The organism is Streptomyces sp. NPDC048142, from assembly GCF_043202835.1.
In the GTDB taxonomy this organism is placed as follows: domain Bacteria; phylum Actinomycetota; class Actinomycetes; order Streptomycetales; family Streptomycetaceae; genus Streptomyces.
Genome location: NZ_JBIDBC010000044.1, coordinates 43,287 through 50,294, shown reverse-complemented (window position 1 = coordinate 50,294; position 7,008 = coordinate 43,287). Strand labels below are relative to the sequence as shown.

Annotated in this window: 8 protein-coding genes and 1 rRNA gene; all 9 read left to right on the top strand. The window is 70.8% G+C overall.

Annotated elements, in window-relative coordinates:
• Positions 1–74, top strand: a 5S ribosomal RNA gene (gene rrf / locus ACGF2Y_RS33720); the annotation flags it as partial.
• Between the two features lie 71 nt (positions 75–145).
• The gene (locus ACGF2Y_RS33715; protein ID WP_392955299.1) at positions 146–790 is read left to right on the top strand and encodes an HAD family hydrolase; all 645 of its coding nucleotides are present in this window, start codon (positions 146–148) and stop codon (positions 788–790) included.
• A gap of 42 nt (positions 791–832) precedes the next feature.
• Complete coding sequence (locus tag ACGF2Y_RS33710; RefSeq protein ID WP_392955297.1) at positions 833–2,044, top strand: MFS transporter; 1,212 nt, start codon at positions 833–835, stop codon at positions 2,042–2,044.
• Positions 2,013–3,185, top strand: a complete 1,173-nt coding sequence (locus ACGF2Y_RS33705) for an acetoin utilization protein AcuC (protein ID WP_392955296.1) — start codon at positions 2,013–2,015, stop codon at positions 3,183–3,185. The genes ACGF2Y_RS33710 and ACGF2Y_RS33705 overlap by 32 nt, the downstream gene beginning before the upstream one ends.
• 108 nt (positions 3,186–3,293) lie before the next feature.
• The gene (locus ACGF2Y_RS33700; RefSeq protein ID WP_392955294.1) at positions 3,294–4,109 is read left to right on the top strand and encodes a phosphatase; all 816 of its coding nucleotides are present in this window, start codon (positions 3,294–3,296) and stop codon (positions 4,107–4,109) included.
• Between the two features lie 128 nt (positions 4,110–4,237).
• Positions 4,238–4,450 (top strand): helix-turn-helix domain-containing protein, encoded by a 213-nt coding sequence (locus tag ACGF2Y_RS33695; RefSeq protein ID WP_003968329.1) that lies wholly within the window; start codon positions 4,238–4,240, stop codon positions 4,448–4,450.
• A gap of 110 nt (positions 4,451–4,560) precedes the next feature.
• Positions 4,561–4,659, top strand: a complete 99-nt coding sequence (locus ACGF2Y_RS33690; RefSeq protein ID WP_003948845.1) for a 30S ribosomal protein bS22 — start codon at positions 4,561–4,563, stop codon at positions 4,657–4,659.
• 147 nt (positions 4,660–4,806) lie between these two features.
• The gene (locus ACGF2Y_RS33685) at positions 4,807–5,895 is read left to right on the top strand and encodes an NAD-dependent epimerase/dehydratase family protein (protein ID WP_392955292.1); all 1,089 of its coding nucleotides are present in this window, start codon (positions 4,807–4,809) and stop codon (positions 5,893–5,895) included.
• 15 nt (positions 5,896–5,910) lie between these two features.
• Positions 5,911–6,990: a lysophospholipid acyltransferase family protein gene (locus ACGF2Y_RS33680; protein WP_392955290.1), complete on the top strand. Its 1,080-nt coding sequence runs from the start codon at positions 5,911–5,913 to the stop codon at positions 6,988–6,990.
• Positions 6,991–7,008: the final 18 nt, after the last annotated feature.

Sequence of the window (7,008 nt, the reverse complement as noted above, 5' to 3'; positions counted from 1 at the left end):
ACCCGGAAGCTAAGCCTTTCAGCGCCGATGGTACTGCAGGGGGGACCCTGTGGGAGAGTAGGACGCCGCCGAACAATTTTTCCGGGAAAGCCCCGTGCCTTGTGGCACGGGGCTTTTCTGCGTTCTGAACGTCTAGGGTCGAACCATGCGCTACGAACTGGTCATCTTCGACAACGATGGTGTGCTCGTCGACAGTGAGCCGCTCGCCAACACCGTCCTCTCCGGCTACCTGACCGAACTCGGTCACCCCACCTCGTACGACGAGTCGCTCCGTGACTACATGGGGTCCGCCGTGCACCGGGTCCACGACCTCGTCGAGGAGAGGACCGGGCAGAAGCTGCCCGAAGACTTCGACTCCACGCTCAACACCCGTACGTTCGCGGCCTTCCAGCGGGAGCTCGTGGCCGTCGACGGGACCGAGGAACTGCTCGGGAAGCTCGTCGCGGACGGGGTGGACTACTGCGTCGCCTCCTCCGGGAGCCACGAGAGGATCCGGGTCGCGCACCGCAAGACGGGGCTCGACCAGTGGTTCGAGGAAGAGTGGATCTTCAGCTCGGAGGATGTCGGGCGGGGCAAACCGGCACCGGACCTGTTCCTGTACGCCGCCGAGCGGATGGGCGTCGCGCCGGAGAGGTGCGTCGTGATCGAGGACAGCCCGCTCGGGGTCGAGGCGGCGCGGGCGGCCGGCATGGACGTGTACGGGTTCACGTCGATGATGCCCGCGGACCGGCTCACCGGAGTGACCGGGCACTTCTCGGACATGGCCCAGCTCCCCGAACTGCTCGCCTGATCCCTCTACCCATGGGTAGAGCCTGGCTCTACGCTCGCGGCCATGACTGATGCGGGCTTGCGGCAGGGCAGGGCATCCCTGGGGTTGAGCTTCGGCGTCCAAGGGGTGGCCTTCGCCCTTCTGGTGACGCGTATCCCCGCCATCCAGGACCAGTACGGGATATCCGACGGGCTGCTGCCCGTCTTCCTCGCCGCTGTCCCGATCCTGGCGGGGGCCGGCAGCGTGGCCACCGAGAAGGTGGTAGCGCGGGTGGGGCCCGGCGTCGTCCTGCGGTGGACCCAGCCTCTCGTCCTGCTCGCGCTGCTCGGGGTGGGTGCGGGGCGGGAGGTAGGGCACGTCGCCCTCGCGCTCGGCGTCTTCGGGCTGGCCGTCGGGGCGCTGGACGCCTCCATGAACATGCTGGGCGTCAGCCTCCAACGGGCGTACGGGCGCAGCATCATGCTCGGCTTCCACGCGGCCTACAGTCTCGGCGGGATCACGGGGGCGTCCCTGGCATGGGTCGGGGCGCGGTGGGATCTGCCGTTGCTCGTGTCCTATCTCCCCGTCGTGGTGGTGCTGCTGCCCGCAGCCCTGGCCGGGAGCCGGTGGTACACGGAGGGGAAAGGGCCGGAAGGGGCGGAGAAGACCGGTCCCGGGCCCGGGGGTGCGGGCGGGGGCGTTTCGCTGAAGCTGTTGCTGCCGCTGTGCCTGGTGATGAGCTTCGCGTACATCGGGGACTCGACCGTCTCCAACTGGAGTGCCAAGTACCTCCAGGACGTGCTGGGCGGTTCGGAGCAGCTCGCGACCGTTCCGTACAACGTCTACATGGTGACGACCCTGCTGGGGCGGGCCGTGGGGGACCTCGGGGTGCGGCGGTTCGGGGCGGTGGCCGTGGTGCGGGGCGGGAGTCTGCTGGCGGCCGGCGGGTTCGCGGTCGTGGCGCTGGCGCCCGGGGCCTGGGTGGGGATGCTCGGGTTCACGATGCTCGGGTTCGGGCTCTGCGTGATCGTGCCGCAGACCTTCGCGGCGGCCGGGCGGATGTTCCCGGGGAACAGCGACGCGGCCGTGGCCCGGCTGAACATCTTCAACTATGTCGGGTTTCTGGTCGGTTCGCCGCTCGTGGGCGCTCTGGGGGATGCGTGGAGTTATCGGGGAGCCATGCTCGTACCGATGGTTCTGGTGCTGGCGACGCTCGTGTATGCCCGCTCGTTCGGGCCGGAGCCCGCCCGATACGGTGGCGGGCATGAGCGGCCGCACACAGCTGATGTGGGATGACGCAGTTACGGGATACGACTTCGGGGACACCCACCCCATGGACCCGGTCCGGCTGGACCTGACGATGGGGTTGGTGCGGGCTTTCGGGCTCGACGGGGCGGTGGATCTGCGGTCGGCGAAGTCCGCCGGGGACTCCACCCTGCGGCTCGTGCACCGTGCGGATTACGTGGCCGCGGTACGGGCCGCCTCCGCGGATCCGCGGGCGGCCGACCAGGACTACGGGCTCGGCACCGTGGACGATCCGGCGTTCGCCGGGATGCACGAGGCGTCCGCACTGATCGCGGGGTTGTCGCTGGGCGCCGCCGAGGCCGTGTGGCGGGGGGAGAGTGAGCACGCGGTGAACTTCACCGGGGGGCTGCATCACGCCATGCCCGGGTCGGCCGCCGGGTTCTGCGTCTACAACGACCCGGCCCTCGCCATCGCCCGGCTGCTGGAGCTGGGCGCCGAGCGGGTCGCGTACGTCGACGTGGACGTCCACCACGGGGACGGGGTGCAGGCCGCGTTCTGGGAGGACCCGCGGGTGCTGACCGTGTCGCTGCACGAGCATCCGCGGACGCTGTTTCCGCAGACCGGGTGGCCGGAGGAGACCGGGGCCGGGGACGGTGAGGGCTCCGCGGTGAACGTGGCGCTGCCGGCCGGGACCGGGGACGAGGGGTGGCTGCGGGCGTTCCACGCGGTGGTGCCCGAGCTGCTGGCCGATTTCCGGCCCCAGGTGCTCGTCACCCAGCACGGGGCCGACACGCACTTCGAGGACCCGCTCGCCCACCTCGCGGTCTCCCTGGACGCGCAGCGGGCGGTGATGGAGTCCTGCCACGAACTGGCCCACCGGTACGCGGAGGGCGGGCGCTGGGTGGCGCTCGGCGGCGGCGGGTACGCGGTGGTGGACGTGGTGCCCCGGTCGTGGACGCATCTCGTCGGGATCGCGGCGCACGCTCCTGTCGATCCGGAGTCGGTCGTGCCGTCGTCCTGGCGGGATCTCGTCTACGCCCGTACGCGGCAGTTGGGGCCCGGCAGGATGACGGACGGGCGTACGCCGTCCTGGAAGGCGTGGGAGGACGGGTACGACCCGGCGGACCGGCTGGACCAGGCGGTGCTGGCGTCCCGGAAGGCGGCGTTCCCGCTGCGGGGTCTGCTGACCTGACGGGCGTGGACCGGGCGGGTGCGGGCATTGTGCCCTGCGTTACGCCAACGGTGGGGCGTACCGGGATTCCCGCCCGTCGGCGTTCCGCGATGCGGCAGCATCCCAGGGGTGTTGAGCACCGGGGCGTTGCGCGCCCATCTGCTGGCGGCCCGGCTGGCCGGGACCGTGGCCACTTCGCGCGAGAACAGTCTGCGCAGCTACCGGCTGTTCGCCGCCCGGGATCCGCGGGTGATGCTGGGGCTCGCGCCCGAGCGGGCCTGGAGCGAGGGCGAGCTGTTGCGGCTGATGGCGGACCGGTGCGGGGTCTCCGCGGACCCCGCGCATGTCTCCGGGCCCGACGCGATCGACCCGGAGCGGACGGTGGCCGCGCTGGACGCGTTCGCCGAGCGGCTGGCGCTGGTGGCCGAGCGGCGGGCTCCGGTGCTGCTGGGGACCGGCCATCCGCACCGGCTGCTCGGTTTCTACGCCGGGCTGGCAGACGCTCTGTCGGCGGCGGGCTGTCCTGTTCTCACCCCCGCGCAGGGGAGATGTGTCGACATAACGACCCGGTTTGGCGTACGCACGTACCACCTCGACTACGTACGGGGTGTCGCCCTGGTGCGCGAACCAGGGGGGCGGCCCACGGGTGGCGAGACCGGCGCGCACACGCATTCGCCGCTTCCGGTGCGGCTCGCGCTCCAGGACGCGGCGGAGCGGCTCGGGGTGCTGCCCGAGCTGGTGATCGGGGATCACGGCTGGGTCTGCGGTGCAGGTCAGCTGGGGATCGAGGCGATCGGGCCGGCGGACACGGATGATCCGGCGCTGTTCGTGGGGGAGGCGGAGGGGCGGGTGTCCGTCGTCGTTCCGCTCGACGACGGCGTACGGGCGCCGTTCTACCGGCCGTTGACGCGCTATGTGCTCAATCGGGCCTGTCTGTCACCGTAGGCCGCCGATCGCCTCTCCTCTTCCCCACTCGCACCACCCGCCCCTAATCTGGTGAGTGAGCGCACAGCGACGAAGAGTCACCGGAGGGGAAGCCGGTGCGCGTCCGGTGCGGAAGGTACAGGTGGGTCATGGCTGCTGGCAGCGAGAGGCCTCTCAACGAGGTCAAGTTTCTGACCGTGGCGGAAGTCGCCTCGGTCATGCGAGTGTCGAAGATGACCGTGTACCGCTTGGTGCACAGCGGTCATCTGCCGGCGATCCGGGTGGGCAGGTCCTTCCGGGTGCCGGAGCAAGCGGTTCACGCGTATCTCCGCGAGTCCTTTGTGGGGGTGGAATCAGCCTGAGGTTGCCTGCGGATTACGCCCCTCGCACGGTGGCGGGTAGGCTAGGCCGACGTAGGTCGTGTGGGCCCAGACGCCCCGCACCAGTGAAGATGAAGTAAGCGAGGGTAGTCGTGGGCTCTGTTATCAAGAAGCGGCGCAAGCGGATGGCCAAGAAGAAGCACCGCAAGCTGCTCAAGCGCACGCGCGTTCAGCGTCGCAACAAGAAGTAAGCGAACGCAGTTCGTGAGATCCGCAGCCCTTCCGCCGTCCTGGCGGGAGGGCTGCGGTGCGTTTCGGAGCGGGGGTCATTGCGCTGCGGCGTCCACCCGCTACGGTGACGGCCAGGAAGTTACCGCGGGAAGCAGGGGAGCCGGGTCTTGGGAAAGGTCGTGCTCGTCACCGGAGTGGCCCGGCAGCTGGGGGGCCGATTCGTCCGGCGCGTCCAGCGTGAGCCCGGGGTGGACCGGGTGATCGCCGTCGACGCGGTCGCGCCCGCGCATCAGCTGGGCGACGCGGAGTTCGTGCGCGCGGACATCCGGCAGTCCGCCCTGGCGCGGATCCTGGCCGAGTACTCCGTGGACACGGTCGTGCACCTGGACGTCTCCGGCAAGGCGCTCGGCGCCGGTGGCCGGACGGCGCTCAAGGAGACCAACGTCATCGGCACCATGCAGCTGCTCGGCGCCTGTCAGAAGTCCCCGGCGGTGCGGCGGCTCGTGGTGAAGTCCAGTACGAGCGTGTACGGGTCGGCGCCCCGCGATCCCGCCGTGTTCACCGAGACCACCCCGCCCAAGTCGCTGCCCAGCGGCGGCTTCGCGAAGGACGCGGTGGAGGTCGAGGGGTACGTACGGGGCTTCGCCCGCCGCCGTCCGGACGTGGCGGTGTGCGTGCTGCGGTTCGCCAACATCCTGGGGCCGCGGCCGGACTCGCCGCTCGCCGACTATCTGTCGCTGCCCGTCCTGCCGACCGTCTTCGGCTACGACCCCCGGCTCCAGTTCGTGCACGAGGACGATGTGATCGACGTCCTGGGGGTCGCGGCGGGCGAGCCCCGGCGCGGGACGCTGAACAGTGGCACCTTCAACATCGCCGGTGACGGTGTGCTGCTGCTGTCGCAGTGCTCGCGGCGGCTGGGGAGGCCGACCGTGCCGGTGCTGCTGCCCGCTGTCACGTGGGTCGGCTCGGCGCTCCGCACGATCGGCATGACCGACTTCTCGCCGGAACAGATCCGGCTGCTCACCCATGGCAGGGTGGTCTCGACCGTGCAGATGCGCGAGACCCTCGGTTTCCGGCCGGAGTTCAGTACGGCGGAGACGTTCGCGGAGTTCGCGCGGAGCAGGGAGCCCGGTCTGCTGCCGCCGGCGACGATGGGCAGGGCGGTGGACCGGCTGGCGGCGCTGCCGCTCCCGGGGGGCGCCGGGCCGCGGGAGCGCGGGGCCGGTGCGGTACAGACGACTCACGGCGCCAGGTAGAGGAGCGCACCGACGATGGCGGACGCCAAGGTCATTCCGTTCGACGACGACCGTTCGCGGTCCGGTGGCGCGTCGCGTCCGGCTCGGCGCCGGACCGGGGCGGCCGGCCCCGGCAGCGGCCGGGGCGACGGCTCCGCCGCTCCGGTGAGCGCCCTGCCGGGGGCGCAGGTCCCCGAGCAGCCCGCGGAGGCGGGGGAGGCAGGGGAGGCGGAGCACGAGGAGCCCCGTCACGCGATGGGCGCGGACGGGTCCTCCGGCGGCTGGGACCGGCGGATCGCGGGCGGGCTCGCGTTCCTGCGGCGGCGGGTCACCGGTGACTACGACGTCGACGAGTTCGGGTACGACAAGGAGCTCACCGACCAGGTTCTGATGTCGGTGCTGCGGCCGCTGGCCGACAAGTATTTCCGGGTCGAGGTGAAGGGCATCGAGAACATCCCGTCGGACGGCGGGGCGCTCGTCGTGGCCAACCACTCCGGGACGCTGCCGCTGGACGGGCTCATGCTCCAGGTCGCGGTGCACGACCACCATCCGGCCGAGCGGCATCTGCGGCTGCTCGCCGCCGATCTGGTCTTCCATCTCCCGGTCGTCAACGAGCTGGCGCGCAAGGCCGGTCACACGCTGGCCTGTGCGGAGGACGCGCAGCGGCTGCTGGAGAGGGGCGAGATCGTCGGGGTGATGCCGGAGGGCTTCAAGGGCATCGGCAAGCCGTTCGGCGACCGCTACAAGCTTCAGCGCTTCGGCCGGGGCGGGTTCGTGTCGACGGCGCTGCGGGCGGGTGCGCCGATCGTGCCGTGCTCGATCGTGGGCGCCGAGGAGATCTACCCGATGATCGGCAACGCGAAGACGCTGGCCCGGCTGCTGGGTTTCCCGTACTTCCCGATCACGCCGACGTTCCCGTGGCTGGGGCCGCTGGGCGCGCTGCCGCTGCCGACGAAGTGGACGATCCAGTTCGGTGAGCCGATCCCGACGGACGGGTATCCGCCGGAGGCGGCGGAGGACCCGATGCTGATGTTCAACCTGACGGACCAGGTGCGTGAGCAGATCCAGCACACGCTGTACAAGCTGCTGGTGCAGCGGCGGTCGGTCTTTTTCTGACCTGGTGTGCGAGAAGGA

Bases quoted from the DNA above. Each gene is read 5' to 3' on its own strand.
- ACGF2Y_RS33715 (WP_392955299.1), top strand. From the start codon at position 146: ATGCGCTACGAACTGGTCATCTTCGACAACGATGGTGTGCTCGTCGAC.
- ACGF2Y_RS33710 (WP_392955297.1), top strand. From the start codon at position 833: ATGACTGATGCGGGCTTGCGGCAGGGCAGGGCATCCCTGGGGTTGAGC.
- ACGF2Y_RS33705 (WP_392955296.1), top strand. From the start codon at position 2,013: ATGAGCGGCCGCACACAGCTGATGTGGGATGACGCAGTTACGGGATAC.
- ACGF2Y_RS33695 (WP_003968329.1), top strand. From the start codon at position 4,238: ATGGCTGCTGGCAGCGAGAGGCCTCTCAACGAGGTCAAGTTTCTGACC.
- ACGF2Y_RS33680 (WP_392955290.1), top strand. From the start codon at position 5,911: ATGGCGGACGCCAAGGTCATTCCGTTCGACGACGACCGTTCGCGGTCC.